At 60.6% G+C, this 15,357-nt stretch carries 14 protein-coding genes; 5 read left to right on the top strand and 9 right to left on the bottom strand.

What is annotated here, in order from left to right; translation table 11 throughout:
* Positions 1-291 precede the first annotated feature (291 nt).
* On the bottom strand, positions 292-1,224 hold the full coding sequence (gene rlmF / locus F3I20_RS10250; RefSeq protein WP_150037168.1) for a 23S rRNA (adenine(1618)-N(6))-methyltransferase RlmF: 933 nt from the start codon (positions 1,222-1,224) through the stop codon (positions 292-294).
* 141 nt (positions 1,225-1,365) lie between these two features.
* Here rlmF and F3I20_RS10245 point away from each other — a divergent pair, with 141 nt between their 5' ends.
* The gene (locus F3I20_RS10245) at positions 1,366-1,998 is read left to right on the top strand and encodes a flavin reductase family protein (protein WP_150037169.1); all 633 of its coding nucleotides are present in this window, start codon (positions 1,366-1,368) and stop codon (positions 1,996-1,998) included.
* Positions 1,999-2,000: 2 nt separating this feature from the next.
* On the opposite strand, the gene F3I20_RS10240 is transcribed toward F3I20_RS10245, so the two are convergent.
* The 7 genes from F3I20_RS10240 to hutI all read right to left on the bottom strand — a co-directional run bounded on the left by F3I20_RS10240 (position 2,001) and on the right by hutI (position 8,945).
* Complete coding sequence (locus F3I20_RS10240; RefSeq protein WP_150037170.1) at positions 2,001-3,518, bottom strand: HAL/PAL/TAL family ammonia-lyase; 1,518 nt, start codon at positions 3,516-3,518, stop codon at positions 2,001-2,003.
* The gene (locus F3I20_RS10235; protein ID WP_013357244.1) at positions 3,515-4,309 is read right to left on the bottom strand and encodes an ABC transporter ATP-binding protein; all 795 of its coding nucleotides are present in this window, start codon (positions 4,307-4,309) and stop codon (positions 3,515-3,517) included. Before F3I20_RS10235 ends, F3I20_RS10240 begins: the two co-directional genes overlap by 4 nt.
* On the bottom strand, positions 4,302-5,042 hold the full coding sequence (locus tag F3I20_RS10230) for an ABC transporter permease (protein WP_150037171.1): 741 nt from the start codon (positions 5,040-5,042) through the stop codon (positions 4,302-4,304). Before F3I20_RS10230 ends, F3I20_RS10235 begins: the two co-directional genes overlap by 8 nt.
* Before the next feature lie 8 nt (positions 5,043-5,050).
* Entirely contained in the window at positions 5,051-5,770 is a 720-nt protein-coding gene (locus F3I20_RS10225; protein ID WP_150012109.1) for an ABC transporter permease, read from the bottom strand.
* A 12-nt stretch (positions 5,771-5,782) separates the two neighbouring features.
* Positions 5,783-6,631 (bottom strand): transporter substrate-binding domain-containing protein, encoded by an 849-nt coding sequence (locus tag F3I20_RS10220; protein ID WP_150012111.1) that lies wholly within the window; start codon positions 6,629-6,631, stop codon positions 5,783-5,785.
* Positions 6,632-6,942: 311 nt separating this feature from the next.
* Complete coding sequence (hutG, locus tag F3I20_RS10215; protein ID WP_150037173.1) at positions 6,943-7,731, bottom strand: N-formylglutamate deformylase; 789 nt, start codon at positions 7,729-7,731, stop codon at positions 6,943-6,945.
* Positions 7,728-8,945 (bottom strand): imidazolonepropionase, encoded by a 1,218-nt coding sequence (gene hutI / locus F3I20_RS10210; protein ID WP_150012115.1) that lies wholly within the window; start codon positions 8,943-8,945, stop codon positions 7,728-7,730. The genes hutG and hutI overlap by 4 nt, the downstream gene beginning before the upstream one ends.
* 81 nt (positions 8,946-9,026) lie before the next feature.
* Between hutI and F3I20_RS10205 the strand changes: the two genes are divergently transcribed.
* Positions 9,027-10,382, top strand: a complete 1,356-nt coding sequence (locus tag F3I20_RS10205) for a formimidoylglutamate deiminase (protein WP_150037174.1) — start codon at positions 9,027-9,029, stop codon at positions 10,380-10,382.
* A complete protein-coding gene (locus F3I20_RS10200) occupies positions 10,379-10,921 on the top strand; it encodes a HutD/Ves family protein (protein WP_150037175.1) in 543 nt (180 codons plus the stop codon). The genes F3I20_RS10205 and F3I20_RS10200 overlap by 4 nt, the downstream gene beginning before the upstream one ends.
* Here the strand turns inward: F3I20_RS10200 and hutC are convergent.
* A complete protein-coding gene (gene hutC, locus F3I20_RS10195; RefSeq protein WP_150012119.1) occupies positions 10,905-11,660 on the bottom strand; it encodes a histidine utilization transcriptional repressor HutC in 756 nt (251 codons plus the stop codon). The two genes, F3I20_RS10200 and hutC, sit on opposite strands and share 17 nt — an antisense overlap.
* A 326-nt stretch (positions 11,661-11,986) precedes the next feature.
* Between hutC and hutH the strand changes: the two genes are divergently transcribed.
* Both hutH and hutU read left to right on the top strand, forming a co-directional pair.
* Entirely contained in the window at positions 11,987-13,537 is a 1,551-nt protein-coding gene (gene hutH / locus F3I20_RS10190; RefSeq protein ID WP_150037176.1) for a histidine ammonia-lyase, read from the top strand.
* Positions 13,538-13,552: 15 nt separating this feature from the next.
* Complete coding sequence (gene hutU / locus F3I20_RS10185; protein WP_150037177.1) at positions 13,553-15,238, top strand: urocanate hydratase; 1,686 nt, start codon at positions 13,553-13,555, stop codon at positions 15,236-15,238.
* Positions 15,239-15,357: the final 119 nt, after the last annotated feature.

Below are 15,357 nucleotides of genomic sequence, written 5' to 3'. Positions count from 1 at the left end.
AGCGGCCCGTTTTGATTGTTGGCAAAGTCTGCCCTGCCCAACTGTGAGACCGACCCTGCGAAGGGAACACGGGCAGATCGGAAAGTCGCTTAAACCATCCCTGGTCGCTCGGCCCGCGCCGTCCATGGCGCGGGACGCTTTCCTCCTCTGCCCGTGTTCCCTGCGCTATTAGCTAATGTGTTGCTGCCATAGCAACCCTGATTGGGTTTGTCAGCAGTCTGAAACGGCCGCATCGCAGCCCGTCCTTTTTTCTCAGCAGAGAGATTCCTGTTACCTGCGTAATGAGATGACTCAGTTCCCCAGGCGACTCAGCAGCTTGCTGCGCTGGGCGGCAGGCATAAAACTCCACGCCAGGAAGCGGCTCTGCTTTTGACCCTGCGCCATATTGACCACCCGCACCTCGGCGACGTCGAGCGTCTGCAGCTGTTTCTCCAGCGCCGGTAAATTTTCTTTGCGCGACACCAGTGAGGTAAACCAGCCAATCTGGCGACCAAACGCTACGCTCTCGGCGATCATTTTGCCGATGAACGCCTTTTCGCCACCGGGATACCACAGCTCATTGTGCTGCCCGCCAAAGTTAAGCGGCGCACTTTTATCGAGTCCAAGATTGCGCACTTTACGCTGTGAACCCGATGCGGCCTCTTCCGCCGACGCGTGGAACGGCGGGTTACACATCACCGCGCTGAAAAATTCATTTTTGCTGACCACACCCGCCAGCACCGCATCGCTGTTTTTCTGACGACGCAGACGGATCTGACGCGTCAGGCGCGGATTGGCTGAGACAATGCGGTTAGCGGCTTTGATGGCGGCTTCATCAATTTCGGTACCGGTAAAGCGCCAGCCATATTCCGCCGCCCCAATCAGCGGATAGATACAGTTTGCGCCGCAGCCAACATCCAGCACGTCCGCCGCCGGGATCGCGCCGTTGTTGTCCAGCGCCAGCAGATCGGCCAGATAGTGCAGATAATCGGCACGTCCTGGCACAGGCGGGCAGAGTGAGCCGGGTGCCAGTTGCCAGTCGATGTCATAAAAGAGTTTGATGAGCGCCTGGTTCAGCAGCATCACCGCCTCCGGGTCCGCGAAATCCACGGACTGCACGCCATAACCGTTAGGCCGGACTTTCGCCGCCAGCGGCGGATGGGCAGCGGTTAGTGCGGCAAAATCGTATTCTCCCTGATGGCGATTGCGGGCGTGGAAGGGCGACGTGCTGGCTGACTTTTTCATACGTTCTCTCAATTATTCAGGCGCGCGTACAATACGCTGTAGGCGGCGGAAAATAAACCCGCACCATCCGCTTACCTCTTTCCGATTCCGTCGGGTGATGCTGTCGGGCTAAGATAAATAAAATCCCCTGCCGGAGACGTTATGAGCCATAAACGCTATTCCTATCAACCCCGTGCTGGTCACGGACTGCCGCACGATCCGCTGAACGCCATCATCGGGCCGCGCCCGATTGGCTGGATTAGCTCAGTCAGCGCCAGCGGTCAGCGCAATCTGGCCCCTTACAGCTTCTTCAACTGCTTCAACTATCATCCGCCGATTATCGGTTTCGCCAGCAGCGGCTGGAAAGACAGCGTGCGGAATATTGCAGAGACCAAAGAGTTTGTCTGGAACCTGGCAACCCGTCCGCTGGCCGAAGCGATGAACGAAAGTTCTGCCTCGCTGCCAGCCGATCAGGATGAGTTCGCCTTTGCGGGACTCACGCCGCTGGCCGCTTCACAGGTCAGCGCCAGCCTGGTGGCAGAGAGCCCAGTCAACTTCGAGTGCCGGCTGACGCAGCTGATTCAGTTGCAGGATGCCAGCGGTAACCTGCTCGACAGCTGGCTGGTGATGGGCGAAGCGGTGGCGATACACATTGATGAATCGCTGCTTGAAGAGGGCATCTATCAGACCGCCAAAGCCGAGCCGATTTTGCGGGCGGGCGGACCCAGCGCCTATTACGGGATCAGTGAAGCGCAGCGCTTTGATTTAGTCCGTCCGGACGCCCGCCGCAGCTAATCTCACTCCAAAAGCGCATCGGCCCGGTGCGCTTTAATCTGCGCCACCGCGCGGGCGATGTCAGGAGCCAGCCAGCGATCCTGCTGCCAGCGCTCAACCACCTGCCGCAACAGCTGCCAGGCGCGCCGTGTGCCCGCTGCCAGCTGTGACTCACCGTGAAATTCCAGCGCCTGTGCCGCCAGCAGGTACTCAATGGCAATAATGTGATCAACATTGCTGACCAGCTTCAGCAGTTTCAACGCTGATCCGGTGCCAAGGCTCAGATGATCCTCCTGCAATCCCGACGTCACATAGTTGTCGAGCACCGCAGGCTGCGCCAGCTGACGGTTTTCCGCGCAGAGTGATGCCGCCACATATTGCGCAATCATCATGCCGGAATTGACGCCGGGCTCCGCCACCAGAAACGGCGGCAGACCGCTGACCAGCGGATTCACCAGCCGATCCAGCCGTCGCTCGGCAATGCTGCCCAGCTCCGCCAGCGCAATCGCCAGCAGGTCGCAGGCCATTGCCACCGACTCACCGTGCGGATGTGACTGCGACACCACGCGCCAGGCCTGTGGGGTGCCCAGAATCAGCGGATTGTCGGTACAGGCGTTGAGTTCGGTCTCCACCTGACGGGCGGCATGGTCGAACTGATCGCGGCAGGCACCGTGCACCTGCGGCATCGACCGCAGACTCAGCGCATCCTGAGTCCGGATGCCGACGCTCGCGTTCAGCAGCGGGCTGTCACGTAACAACTGGCGCAGACGTTCGCCGCTGCGCTGAATCCCCGGACTGGCCTTGAGCGCCAGCACCTCAGGGTCAAAGGCCACCCGCTGTCCGCGCAGCGCCTCAAAGCTCATCGCGCCGGTAACATCTGCCCAGTCCAGCAGACGCTCAGCATCGTCCAGCGCCAGACAGGCTAAGCCGGTCATGCAGGGCGTGCCGTTAACCAGGCTCAGCCCCTCTTTTGCGCCAGGCCGGTAAGGGGCTAACCCCGCCTGTACCAGCGCCAGCTGCGCGGGCATGATTTCGCCACGCCACTCCACCTCGCCGATACCAATCAGCGCCAGGCCGATATGCGCCATGTGGGTCAGATACCCCACCGATCCCTGCGACGGCACCTGTGGCGTAATCTGCTGATTCAGCAGCGCCAGCAGCTGCTGTACCAGCGCCACTGAGACACCCGATTTGCCGTGGCTGTAGTTAGCAATCGCGGCGCACAGAATGGCGCGCACCTCCGCTTTTTTCAGCACCGGTCCGACGCCACAGGCGTGGCTCATCAGAGTATTGCGCGACAGCTGGCCCAGCTCATCTTCAGACAGCGTAATATTGCAGAGCGCCCCCAGCCCGGTATTGATGCCGTACGCCACCTGCCCCGCCGCCACGATGTTGCCGACAATTTCACGGCTTTGAGCGATTCGCTGCCAGGCACTGTCGCTCAGCGTCAGGGTGGCACCGTGCCGGGCAACCTGTACCAGTTCCTGCCATTTGAGCGGACCATCGCCCCAGACCTGCGTCTGCTTCGTCACGTCACTCATACCACCGGTTCCACCTGATGGTGACTGGAGATGAACTGCTTAAAGCGCGTCGATCCCGCCTCGCCGAACATCGCCTCTGGCGTGCCCTGACAGTCAATCGTGCCCTGATGCATAAACACCACCCGGTTAGAGACATTGCGGGCAAAGCCCATTTCATGAGTGACTACCAGCATGGTGCGCCCCTCTTCCGCCAGGCTGCGCATTACCTTCAGCACCTCGCCCACCAGTTCCGGGTCCAGTGCTGACGTCGGCTCATCAAACAGCATTACCTCCGGATCCATTGCCAGTGCGCGGGCAATCGCCACCCGCTGCTGCTGACCGCCCGAAAGCTGAGCGGGATAGAAATCTTTGCGGTTCAGCAGGCCAACCCGATCCAGCAGCTGCTCCGCCTGGGCGATACAGGCTTTTTTATCGCGCTTCAGCACATAGTGCGGCCCTTCAATGACATTTTGCAGCACGGTGAGGTGTGACCAGAGATTAAAGCTCTGAAACACCATCCCCAGACGGGAACGCAACCGTTCAATCTGACGCGGATTGGCGGCCAGCTGATGCCCGCGTGCATGGCGCTTCATCTCTATGGTTTCACCGCCGACGCTGACCACGCCGGAATCGGGCGTTTCCAGCAGGTTAATGCAGCGCAGCAGCGTACTTTTGCCCGAGCCGCTGGCACCGAGAATGGAGATGACATCGCCCTTGTGCGCCTGCAGCGAGATGCCTTTCAGCACCTCCATAGCACCAAAAGATTTATGGATATCGCTGGCCGACAGCGTGACGGGTTGCAGTTCAGACATTTTTCTCTCCTCCGGTAATCGGCTTAGCGGTCAGTAACGGCTTTTTTTCCGGTTTATGTACCGGCGTCAGACGCCGCTCCAGCAGGGCGTAGAGTTGAACAATAATGAAGTTGAGGATCAGGTAGATCGCCGCCGCGCAGAGAAACACCTCCATGGCGCGGTAGGTGCGCTGAATGATCTGCTGCGCCACGCCGGTGACATCCCAGACCGTCACCAGGCTGGCCAGCGCGGTCGATTTCACCAGCAGAATCGCTTCGGTGGAGTACGCGGGCAGCGCGTAACGCAGCATCACCGGCGCGATAATCCGTCGCAGCAGCAGCCCGCGCGACATACCGCACGCCATTCCCGCCTCCACCTGACCGGGCGGCACCGCCAGCAGCGCACCGCGCAGGATCTCCGCAGTGTAGGCAGCGGTACAGAGCGACAGTGCCAGCACTGCACAGGTAAAAGGCTCTCGCAGGAACGGCCAGAAGAGACTATGACGGATCACACCAAACTGCCCCAGACCGTAGTAGATCAGGAAAAGCTGAATCATCAGCGGCGAGCCGCGAAATACCAGGATGTAGCCACGGGCAAACGCACTCAGTACTCGCCAGCGGCTCATGCGCAGCGCCAGAATACCCACCGCCAGCACGCCTCCGCAAAGAAACGCACTAATAAACAGGCCTAGCGTGACCGGCAGTGCGGCGCTGAGTTTAAGGAAGGTGTCAGTGAGGAACGCAAAATCGATCATAAGTCTCCTTAGTGCTGCGCAGCGGTGCGGCCTTGCCAGGCGCGACCAAGACGGGATTCGGCGCGCAGAAAGGCGCGGTTCGACAGCAGCGTCAGCAGCAGGTAACAGGCTCCGCCCACCAGGTAAAAGGAGAAGTAGTTACGGGTCGAACCGGCCGCAATCTGGCTGGCCCGCATCAGCTCGACAATGCCGGTCACCGACACCAGCGCCGAATCTTTCAGGCTCATCTGCCAGACGTTTGACAGGCCGGGCAGCGCATAGCGCGCCACCTGCGGCAGCAGAATGCGTTGCCGGATGCGCCAGCGCGGCATGCCAATTGCGACAGCGGCTTCAATCTCCCCTTTCGCCAGTGCCAGCCGTGCGGCGCGGTAGACTTCCGCCTGATAAGAGCCGGAGATAAGCCCGATAGCCAGCGCCCCGATCAGAAATGGCGGCGCTTCGATAAAGCCGTCCGCGCCAAACAGCTGTCCGATCTGCGTGATCAACCCCGATCCGCCGAAGTAGAACAGGTAGATCACCAGCAGCTCAGGAATGCCACGAAAGATCACCGAGTAACCTTCCCCCAGCCCGCGCACCGCCCGATGCGGGGATAACTTCGCGGCGGCAACGCCCGATCCCACCACTGCGCCAACCAGCAGCGCGGCAAACGACAGCAGCAGCGTGGTCAGCGTGGCACTCAGAATCAACCGTCCCCATCCGTCCGGGCCAAAACTCAGCAGGCTTATCATCCGTTACCTCTCTCAGGGTGTGACGTCAGTTTTGAACCACTTCTCGCTCAGCTTTTTGACGGTGCCGTCGGCCAGCGCGGCTTTGATCGCCTGATCCAGCCGGGCTTTCAGATCGTTGTCTGCCATGCGCACGCCCAACGCCTCGCCCTCTCCCCAGATTGGACCACCCAGCTGTGGACCGCTGAAGCTGAGGTTACGGTTATCCGGTCGCGCCAGCATCGACTGCGCAAAGGTCACATCGTCAAACACCGCATCAATGCGTCCGGCCTGCAAATCAAGGATTGCATCGGCTGAGCTGGTGTATTCACGCACATCCGCCACATCTTTGAAGTACCTGTCGATAAACGGCGTGTAAACCGTGCCGGAGGCGATACCGATCGTTTTGCCCTTCAGCGCCGCTTTCAGCCGGGCGATGGCAGGCTCCACGGTTTTGGCATCGTCGGTGAGCTTGATGATCTGACTGTCGGCGGGCAGCAGTGACCCTTTCACGGTGATAAAGGTGGCGGGCGTGGAGGCGTACGGTAGGGTGAAATTCACCACTTTTTTGCGATCGGGTGTAATCACAATCGCATCCATGATCACATCATATTTTCCGGCATTCAGTCCGGCGATCATGCCATCCCAGTTCTGCACCACCAGCTTGCACTGGATCGCCATGCGCTGGCAGAGATCCGCCATCAGCTCAGGCTCGAAACCGCCCAGCTTGCCGCCCGGCAGGGTGAGGTTCCAGGGTTCATAACTGCCTTCAGTGGCAATGGTGATCGACTTCCACTCTTTAGCCTGGGCGCTGACGCCACAGAGCAGCAGACTGGAAACCAGCGTAGTGAGACATAAACGGCGAAGAGTCAGAGGGTGCGTCATACGGTTCTCCTGAAAGTAGCGGCCTGGTGATCGCCCTGACGATATTTAACATAAATTTCACAGGATGATATGTCATGTATATACAAGTTAACGCAGTGCAGTTCATTGCCGGCTTTATCATTTTGTGAGTCAGACGGGATTTATTCAGATGAAGCACGCGCTTCAGCACTTGTACATACAACCAAGCAAAGGTTATGCCAGCTCTGCAAAAGTGACGAATGGAGGTGGAAGCAAGGGAGCAGCCAGACAGGCTGCCCTCCCCTGCACCCGATTAGCGCAGCGATGCACCAGGGCGGCGCATCGCTGATTGATTACGGCCTGGCCTGCGCCAGCATGGTGTGGATCATCGCCTTCAACACTTTTTGTAACTCGGCGGCACGCACCTGCTGCCAGGCATAAGGCGGGGTTTCATCCATGTAGTTCAGCTGCGCCAGCTCCAGCTGAACCGCCTCGATCTGCTGCTGTGGCTGGCCATAAGCGCGAGTGATGTAACCGCCTTTAAAGCGGCCGTTGAGCACCCAGCTGTAGTCGTGCTGTGCGGCGCACACCGCCTTTATGGCCGCGCTCATTTCAGGCGTGCAGCTTGCGCCGTCATTGGTGCCGATGTTGATATCGGGCAGACGCCCCTCAAACAGGCGGGGAATTTCACTGGCGATGGAGTGGGCGTCAAACAGCAGCGCATAGCCGTGCTGCTGTTTGAGCCGCGCCAGTTCCTGCTGAATCTGCTGATGGTAAGGCTGCCAGATTTGATCGATGTAGCTCTGACGCGCCGTGGCATCGGGCGTTTTGCCTGGTGCAAAGGTCGGCGTGCCGTCGAACAGGGTTTCCGGGAACAGGCCGGTGGTCGCGGTGGTGTAGAGCGGCTGGTTGTCAGGCGGACGATTAAGATCGACGACAAAACGGGAATAGCGGCCAATTAGCACACTGGCCCCGAGGTCACGCACAAAATCATACAGCAGCGGGATGTGCCAGTCGGTGTCGGGCAAGCCGCGCGCGGCCTCGCTCAATCCGGCGTCCACCTCAGGCGTCAGTTCAGTACCGGCGTGGGGAATGCTGACCAGCAGCGGCAGGCTGCCCTGGGAAAAATAGAAAGGGTTCATTGCGGTTCTCCACGATAGATAACGGTACAGGGCAGTTCACCACCCAGCCAGTAAACCAGTTCTGCCGGACGAGCCAGTGGCCAGTGGACGAAGTTTGCCACTTTCCCCGCCTCCAGCGAGCCGTGACTCTCCGCCAGCCCCAGCGCTTTTGCCCCCCACAGGGTGACGCCCGCCAGCGCCTCTTCCGGCGTCATACCAAACAGCGTACAGCCCATGTTGAGCATCAGACGTAGCGACAGCGCAGGCGAGGTGCCAGGATTGGCATCGCTGGCCAGCGCCATCGGCACGCCGTGGCGGCGGAAAAGATCTACCGGCGGGCGCTGGGTTTCGCGCAGCAGATAAAACGCACCGGGCAGCAGCACCGCCACGGTGCCATGCTGCGCCATCGCCCTGGCATCCTCTTCAGTGGCATATTCAAGATGGTCAGCCGAAAGCGCACCATAGCGGGCGGCCAGTGCAGCGCCGCCCAGCGCTGAAAGCTGTTCCGCATGCAGCTTCACCGGTAAGCCCTGCGCGACAGCCCGTTCAAACACCCGCGCCACCTGCTCCGGGGAAAAGGCGAGATGCTCGCAGAATGCATCCACCGCATCCGCCAGCCCCAGCGTCTTCACCTGCGGCAGCAGACGGTCGCAGATGATATCGACCCAGCCATCCGGGTCATGCTTAAACTCCGGCGGAAAGGCATGCGCAGCCAGGCAGGTGGCGTGGACATCGGCGGCCACGCTCTCTCCCAGCCGGCGAATCGCCCGTAGCATCCGCAGTTCGCTCTCTTCATCCAGACCATAGCCGGACTTTATCTCTACGGTGGTGACACCCTCCGCCAGCAGGCGATCGAGTCGCCAGCGGGCCGAGGTCACCAGCTCATCTTCAGTCGCCGCGCGGGTGGCGCGCACGGTGGAGAGAATGCCGCCGCCCTGCGCGGCAATCTCTGCGTAGCTGACGCCATTCAGCCGCTGTTCAAACTCCTGACTGCGGTCACCGCCGAACACCAGATGGGTATGACAATCGACCAGCCCTGGCGTCACGATACCGCCAGGCAGACGATGATGTTGATCGGCAACGAAGGCGGGCATCTCCGCTTCAGGCCCGACCCACACCAGCCTGCCTGCCCGCACCGCCAGTGCGCCCTGTGGGATCAGATGGTACTTTCCGTCACGCATGGTGACCAGGTCGGCCCCCGTCCACACCGCCTCTACGCGCATCTCTTCTGTCATCGCTGCCTCATGCCTCCGCCGTTTACACTGTGCCTTAAAGTATGTATATGTATATACAACCACATCCGATGAGGATCAACCATGGCGACTTTTTTTGCCCCGCGCGCACTGCTGGCGGAGGGCTGGCAGCAGCAGGTACGTATCACAGTCAATCAGGCCGGTTTTATCGACTCTCTTACCCCGGAAAGCCACGCGGATCAGGCTATCCGGCTCAACGGCGAGGTGATCCCGGCCATCGCCAACCTGCACTCGCACGCCTTCCAGCGGGCGATGGCGGGTCTGGCGGAAGTGGCGGGCGATCCACAGGACAGCTTCTGGACCTGGCGGGATCTGATGTACCGCATGGTACAGCGCCTGACGCCAGAGCAGGTGGGTGATATTGCCGCCCTGCTCTACATCGAGATGCTGAAAGGCGGCTACACCCAGGTGGCAGAGTTTCACTATCTCCATCACGACCCCAGCGGCGCGCCCTACAGTGATGACGCGATGCTGCAACAGCTGATTGAAGCGGCGGAGATTGCCGGTATCGGCCAGACAATGTTGCCGGTGCTCTACAGCTACAGCGGCTTTGGCAGTCAGCCAGCGGCGGCGGGTCAGAAGCGTTTTATTCAGCAGACCGAACACTACCTGCAACAGCAGGCGCGGCTGGATACGTGGCAGCAGCGGCGGCCCCTGCTGAACCGTGGTCTCTGTTTCCATTCGCTGCGGGCAGTGAGCGAAAGCCAGATGCACGAGGTGCTGGCGGTCAGCGATCCGGCGCTGCCGGTGCATATTCATGTGGCTGAACAGCAGAAAGAGGTGAATGACTCGCTGGCGTGGAGCGGCGAACGCCCGGTGGCCTGGCTGCTGAACCGCTTTGCCGTGGATGCGCGCTGGTGCCTGATCCACGCCACCCATCTGGATGAGAGCGAACTGTCGCGCCTCGCGCAAAGCGGCGCGGTAGCGGGTCTCTGTCCGACCACCGAAGCCAACCTCGGGGACGGCATTTTCCCGGCGGTGGAGTATATCGCGCAGGGCGGACGCTGGGGCATCGGCTCCGACAGCCATGTCTCGCTCAGCGCCCAGGAAGAGCTGCGCTGGCTGGAGTATGCACAGCGGCTGCGCGATCAGCGCCGCAACCGCATTACCCTGCCCGGCCAGCCGTCGGTGGGCGATTTGCTGTGGCAGCAGGCCGCGGCGGGCGGTGCCCAGGCGTGCGGCATTCAGCAGGGCGCGCTGGCGGTGGGACAACGTGCCGACTGGCTGGTGCTGCGCGATGATGCATGGCTCGGCAGCGTGGAATCTCAGGCGCTGCTGAACCGCTGGCTGTTTGCCGGACAGCGCGATCAGATTCGGGACGTTTATGTGGCGGGTAAGGCCGTGGTTAAAGATGGGGTGCATCCGCAGCAGGCGGCGTGTGCTGCACGCTTTGCTCAGGCGATGGCGGCGCTGCGATGATCGCCCGGTTCACGTACGACGATCTGGCGGTCAGCCGCTGGCGCAACGGCGGCGGCGAAACCCGCGAGATCATCAGCTTCCCGCCCGGCGCGGAGCACTTCGGCTGGCGGGCCAGCATTGCGACCCTGGCGCATGATGGTCCCTTTTCGGCCTTTCCGGACATCGATCGGGTGATTACCCTGCTGCATGGCGATCCGGTGTTGTTAACCGCGCCCGGCGTGCAGCATCGGCTGACGCCGCAAAATCCCTGGGCATTTGCCGGAGAACTCGCCTTAACGGCGCAGCTGCAGGGTAGCGTCAGCGAAGATTTTAATATCATGACCCGGCGCGGTGAATGGCAGGCCACGGTGGAGGTAGTTACCGCGCCGGTCAGTAGTCTGCACGGCGTCGCCTGGGTGCTGGCGGGCGCATGGCAGACCGCTGAGGGAGAAAGGCTGACCGCGCAACGGGGCGCGTGGTGGGTCGATGAGGAAACACAACTCAGCCCGTGCGAGCCGGATGCCCGGCTGCTGTTTACCCGGCTTAACCGTGTCCCCTGAAGCGCCCCAGCAGTTTGTAGCGTGAGCCGGGATAGAGCAGTCGCGCATAGGTGACGATTTTTGTGTCGCTCCAGGTCTGACGGCGAATCAACAGGCAGGGTTCGTGTTCATCCAGCGACAGATGTTTACGCTGACGCGCATCGGGCAGCACCGCTTCAACAATGTGCTCGCCTGCCGTCAGCGGCGCGACCCGCATCAGATAGGTGTAGGGCGTCATCTGCTGATAATCCTGCGTCAGGTAGTCGGGCGCGACCAGCGGATTGACCAGTCGATCCTCAAGCTGCACAGGCAGATCATTTTCGTAATGCACAATCAGCGAATGGTAGAGCGTCTGTCCGGTGGTGAGCCCCAGCACGGCGGCCTGCTCAGGATCGGCTTTGTCCTGGCCGATGGCGAGAATTTTACAGCTGTGCTGATGACCACGCTGAGCGATCTCATCAGCGATGTTATGCACCTCCAGCATAGCGGTATAGCCTTTCATCTCCGCCACGAAGGTGCCGACGCCCTGCATCCGCACCAGAAAACCTTCGCTGGTCAGTTCGCGCAGCGCCCGGTTAATGGTCATGCGGCTGACGCCCAGCTCATTCACCAGTTCACTTTCTGATGGCACACGCTGATTCGCTTTCCACAATCCTTCACGGATCTGGCTGATGATGGCCTGCTTCACCCGCTGATAGATCGGGGCGGGTTCATCGCTCATTGCCGCCGCCAGTTGTGCCAGTGCCGTATGCTCGACCATTTGCTGTTCCTTATGCTGAAAGTCCCTTAAGTTTACTGTCTCACTGCGTGAATGTATATACATCCAGTAGCGCACGCCGTGCCTCACTGGTGCAGTCTGCGCATCCTGATGGTGCACTCTCTCCGTCGCGTTTAACCCGCGACCCGCGCCGGGCGCATATGCGATTTTTGTGATCGGTCTGGCACGGCACTTGCTTAGTCTGTTTAATTGTATAGACAAGAATAGACAAGGATAAACGCTTATGTTTCACTCGCATTATTCCGCTGGTTCAGGGCAAGGAAAGCAGCTTAGCCACGCCAGCACACTTGTATAGACAGGAGTAGACTATGTCAGGTTCGTTTCAGGCATTGCGCCTGGTGCCCGGCGAGGTGGACCTCGCCACATTACGCGCTATCTATCAGGGTAACGTCACGCTGAGTCTTGACGACAGTGCGCGTCAGGCGATTGCGGCGGCGCAGCAGACCGTGGAGACGATTGTCGCCTCCGGCAACGTGGTGTATGGCATTAATACCGGCTTTGGCAAGCTGGCACAGACGCAAATCCCGGCCAGCCGTCTGGCGGATCTGCAGCGCAATCTGGTGCTGTCACACAGCGTGGGTCTGGGCGATCTGCTGCCTGACAATGTCACCCGTCTGGTGGTCGCCACCAAAATCATCAGCCTGGCGCGCGGTCACTCTGGCGTGCGTATCGAACTGGTTGAGGCGCTGCTGGCGCTGTTCAACGCGGGTGTTATGCCCTGTATTCCGGAAAAAGGCTCGGTCGGTGCCTCCGGCGATCTGGCACCGCTGGCGCACATGTCGCTGATGCTACTGGGCGAAGGTCAGGTGCGGGTCAATGGCACGCTGATCCCGGCAACAGAGGGACTGGCAAGCGTGGGCCTGTCGCCGTTTGTGCTCGGGCCGAAAGAGGGCCTGGCGCTGCTCAACGGCACCCAGGTTTCGACTGCGCTGGCGCTGCGCGGCCTGTTTGAAGGTGAGAACCTGTTTGCCGCCGGTCTGATGGCCGGTGCGCTGTCGCTGGAGGCGATCAAAGGCTCGCTGAAACCGTTCGATGCCCGCATCCACAAGGCACGCGGTCAGCAGGGCCAGATTGCGGTCGCGGCAGCCGTCAGCACCCTGATTGAGGGCAGTGAAATTCTGCAGTCGCATACCCATTGCGGCCGCGTTCAGGACCCTTACTCCATCCGCTGCGTGCCCCAGGTAATGGGTGCCTGCCTGGACAACATCTGCCACGCGGCGCGGATTCTGGAAATCGAAGCGAACGCCGCCTCGGACAACCCGCTGGTGTTCAGCGACAGTGGCGATGTGATCTCCGGCGGCAACTTTCACGCCGAACCGGTCGCTTTTGCTGCTGACATCCTCGCGCTGGCGATTGCCGAAGTGGGTGCCATCTCTGAACGGCGACTGGCGCTGCTGCTGGACAGCGGCTTATCCGGTCTGCCGCCCTTCCTGGTGCGTGACGGCGGCGTAAACTCCGGCTTTATGATCGCCCAGGTCACCGCCGCGGCGCTGGCTTCTGAGAACAAATCGCTGGCCCATCCGGGCAGCGTCGACAGTCTGCCCACCTCTGCGAATCAGGAAGATCACGTCTCCATGGCGACTTACGCCGCGCGCCGTCTCGGCAGCATGTGCTTTAACAGCGCCGCCGTAGTGGGCATCGAGGCAATGGCCGCCGCGCAGGGCATTGAATTTAACCGGCCACTCAAAAGCTCCTCGCTGATTGAGCAGGCCATCGACACCCTTCGCGAGCAGGTCGCCTTCCTTGAGGAAGATCGTCTGCTGGCACCCGATATCGAGGCAATGCGTCAGTGGGCAAGTCGCACTGACTGGCCTCAGGCATTGACCGCGCTGCTGCCGAGCATGCGCCCAACTTCTTGAATTAAGGAATCTTTCATGAGCGAAACTCTTTCTCAGGCTGTGGCACGTGAGATCCGTGCACCACACGGTACTACGCTGCACTGCGCCAACTGGCTGATTGAAGCGGCTTACCGCATGATTCAGAACAACCTCGATCCCGATGTCGCCGAACGTCCGGAAGATCTGGTGGTGTACGGCGGCATCGGTAAGGCGGCACGCAACTGGGAATGCTTCGAGCAGATCCTGCGTTCGCTGCGGGCGCTGCAACCGGATGAGACGCTGCTGATCCAGAGCGGCAAACCGGTCGGCATCTTCCGCACCCACGCGGATGCGCCGCGCGTGCTGCTGGCGAACTCCAATCTGGTGCCGCACTGGGCGACCTGGGATCACTTCCATGAGCTGGATAAAGCGGGTCTGATGATGTACGGCCAGATGACTGCCGGTTCCTGGATCTATATTGGTGCACAGGGCATCGTGCAGGGCACCTATGAAACCTTTGTGGAAGCGGGCCGTCAGCACTACAACAACGACCTCAGCGGCCGCTGGATCCTCACCGCCGGGCTGGGCGGCATGGGCGGCGCACAACCGCTGGCGGGTGTACTGGCCGGGGCCTGTGTGCTGGCGATTGAGTGCCAGGAGTCACGCATCGATTTTCGTCTGCGGACCCGCTACGTGGACTACAAAGCCACCACGCTGGATGAAGCACTGGCGTTAATCAGCGAAGCCACCGCCGCGAAAAAAGCGATTTCGGTCGGCCTGCTGGGCAATGCCGCCGAAATCCTGCCGGAGCTGGTGAAACGCGCTCAGGCGGGCGGGCCGAAGCCGGACATCGTGACCGATCAGACGTCGGCGCACGATCCGATTAATGGCTACCTGCCGATTGGCTGGGATCTGGCGCGCTGGCAGCAGGCGCGCGTCTCACAGCCGAAGGCCGTTGAGAAAGCAGCCCGTGCTTCTATGGCGGTTCATGTCCAGGCGATGCTCGACTTCTGTCATATGGGCATCCCGACTGTGGATTACGGCAACAATATTCGTCAGGTGGCGCTGGATGAGGGGGTCAGCAACGCATTCGATTTCCCTGGTTTTGTGCCAGCCTATATTCGTCCGCTGTTCTGCGAAGGCAAAGGCCCGTTCCGCTGGGTGGCGCTGTCTGGTGACCCGGAGGATATCTACAAGACTGACGCGAAACTCAAAGAGCTGTTCCCGCACCATAAAACGCTGCATCGCTGGCTGGATATGGCGCAGGAGCGCATCGCCTTCCAGGGCCTGCCTGCCCGCATCTGCTGGCTGGGACTGGGTGAACGGCATCTTGCCGGTCTGGCGTTCAACGAAATGGTCCGCAACGGCGAGCTGAAAGCGCCGGTAGTCATTGGCCGCGACCATCTCGACTGCGGCTCGGTTGCCTCTCCTAACCGTGAGACCGAAGCGATGAAAGATGGCTCGGATGCGGTCTCTGACTGGCCGCTGCTCAACGCCCTGCTGAATACCGCAGGCGGCGCAACCTGGGTCAGCCTGCATCATGGCGGCGGTGTCGGCATGGGTTTTTCACAGCACTCCGGTGTGGTGATTGTCTGTGACGGCAGCAAAGAAGCTGATGCGCGTCTGGGGCGCGTATTGTGGAACGACCCGGCCACCGGTGTAATGCGTCATGCGGATGCAGGGTATGAGCTGGCGCAGCAGTGCGCGGCTAAACATGGCCTTAACCTGCCTATGCAGAAATAATCCTTTGACTGGGGCGGGCAGCAGCTTGCCCCCTTTTCCCCCGCGATTCCCTTCTTACACCCTGGCATCAACATCACTTCCTTATTACTTATTCCATTTTGATTTAGCCTATAGCCAGA

Origin of the sequence: Candidatus Pantoea gossypiicola (assembly GCF_008632075.1) — a bacterium.
GTDB classification, from domain to species: domain Bacteria; phylum Pseudomonadota; class Gammaproteobacteria; order Enterobacterales; family Enterobacteriaceae; genus Pantoea; species Pantoea gossypiicola.
Note: the sequence above shows the minus strand (reverse complement) of the source record. Positions and strands in the feature narration are given on the sequence as shown.